Origin of the sequence: Anaerolinea thermolimosa (assembly GCF_001050195.2) — a bacterium.
GTDB lineage: Bacteria > Chloroflexota > Anaerolineae > Anaerolineales > Anaerolineaceae > Anaerolinea > Anaerolinea thermolimosa.
On the sequence record NZ_DF967965.1, the window covers coordinates 2,689,314 to 2,691,469 of the forward strand.

Genomic DNA, 2,156 nt, shown 5'->3' on the forward strand with positions numbered 1-2,156 from the left:
CCGGCCCCACCGACACCCCCACCCCCACCACCTCTCCTACCGCCACCAACACGGTGGAGCCTTTCGACTGCCAGGGCACTGGTCTCCTGCTCGACCGCTGGAACAACCTCCCCGGCACCAGTGTGGATGATCTGTTCAACAACATCGACTACAAATATTACAACCCAGCTCAGACCATCCGCCCGTGGATCGGCCCAGGCAACGCCCTGCACTGGCCGCAACCCACACCCACAGACGGCATCAACGACAACTACGCCCTGCGCATCCGAGGCTTTCTCTGCGCCCCGCTCACCGGCAACTACACCTTCTACATGGTCAGCGATGACAACGCACGCTTCTTCTTCAACAGCTCGCCCGGCGGCACTACAGTAGACCTGGGCGCCCCCACCCTCGAAAGCTGGTACACCGGCCTCAAGCCCGAAGATATCGCCTCCGGTTACGCCACGGGCAAATCCTTCATGCTGGTACGCGGCCAGTGGTATTACTTTGAGGTCTTCCTCAAAGAAAGCACCGGCGGCGACTTCCTCGGCGTGGGCTGGAAGGGCCCCGGCATTGCCGACGGCGACACCCCCGTACTGATCGAGCAGAAGTACCTCAAACCCGCCGATGCCACCACCAAACCCACCGAGGCCGCCTGCAACGGCACCGGCCCGCAGGTTTCAATGTGGAAGTACCTGGAGAAGCTCTTCGGCATCAGCGGCGCCAGCCAGACCGACTTGGGCACCTTCATCAGCAGTGTTATCAACGCCGGGCGCGCCCCGCAGGAAGACTTTGTGGCCAGCCTGGCCGATTCTCGAGTGAACTACGCCGATAACTACGGCAGCCAGATGCGCGCCCTGCTGTGTGCTCCCTACACCGGCGAATACACCTTCTACATTGCCTCCGACGATGCCAGCCGCCTCTACCTGAGCGCTTCCGACAACCCCTCCGGCAAGGTAGAAATCGCGCGCGTCAACACCTGGACGGGCCGCTCCGGCGGTGTACCCGACTGGTACAAAGAGCCCAACCAGAAATCAGCCACCATCTCACTGGAAGCCGGCCAGTGGTACTACATCGAGGCCGATCACATTGAGGGCTACGGCGGTGACAACCTTTCCATTGGTTGGACCGGCCCCTACCTCGGCCCGGTGTCGATCATCCCGCAGAAGTACCTCAAGCCGCTCGACCCGCGCCCCACACCTACCGTGGTGGCCTCCTGTGATTCACTCCTCGTCAAGGACGACAGGGAAGAACTTTATCTTTACAATGGAAAAGACTCCAGCAACAGAAACCGCGGGTGGATGAACATCAAGCTTGTCAATACCAATACCAACCTGCCGGTGACTATCACCTCGGTGCAGGGGGTGTGGAGCGGGCCGTGGAACAACCTGCCCAGTGAACCGCGCCCGGCCATCCAGCTTATGTCGTATTCCTTCACCAATACCAGCGGCACCTCCACCCTGCTCTCTCCCAACATGACGCTTCAGCAAAACAGCCCCTGGACCCACAACTTCACCACGCCGGGCGTCATTCCCTTCCTGGAAGACGCGACCCTGAATCTGATCATGAACAACCCCTGGGCCACCTCCAATACCGTGCCCTCTCCAGTGTATCCAACCGGCAGTTTTAACTTTTACGATGGTGACAGCTTCAGCCTCAACATTAATTACAAAATTGGCGATGTCTCCTGCCCGCCGCTCAACGTGAGTGGCCTGGCCGGGCCGCAGATCACCCTCACCCGGCTGGAGGGCACGGGCGGGCGCTTCAACATTCAGGCCAATGTCACCACAGCGGGCGGCGTGCGCTCGGTAGACCGCGTCTGGTTTGCGGTGTACGATTCAAGCGGCCGGCTGGTGCACCAGGTGGTCGATTCCAGCAGTGCGGCCTTCTGCCTCTTCAACCAGAGTGCCAACCCCTGCCCCACCAACCTGGCCTCTTACACCTGGTCGAACGGTTTGCCTGTTACCTCCGGCACCTACACCCTGGTGGTGCAGGCCCGCGACAAGAACAGCCTCAATACCACATCGCAATATACATCACGCATCACCCAGCAGCTGGTGGTTTCGGTGAGCCTGCCTTCGCCCACCCCCACGCGCACGCCTACCCCCACGCCCACGCGCACCAACACGCCCACGCGCACCAACACGCCTACCATTACCAACACCCCCACCATCACC

Annotated in this window: 1 protein-coding gene; it reads left to right on the forward strand. The window is 61.0% G+C overall.

Annotated elements, in window-relative coordinates:
- A partial coding sequence (locus tag ATHL_RS12240) for a PA14 domain-containing protein (RefSeq protein WP_201797974.1) occupies positions 1–2,156 on the forward strand: 2,156 nt, incomplete at both ends.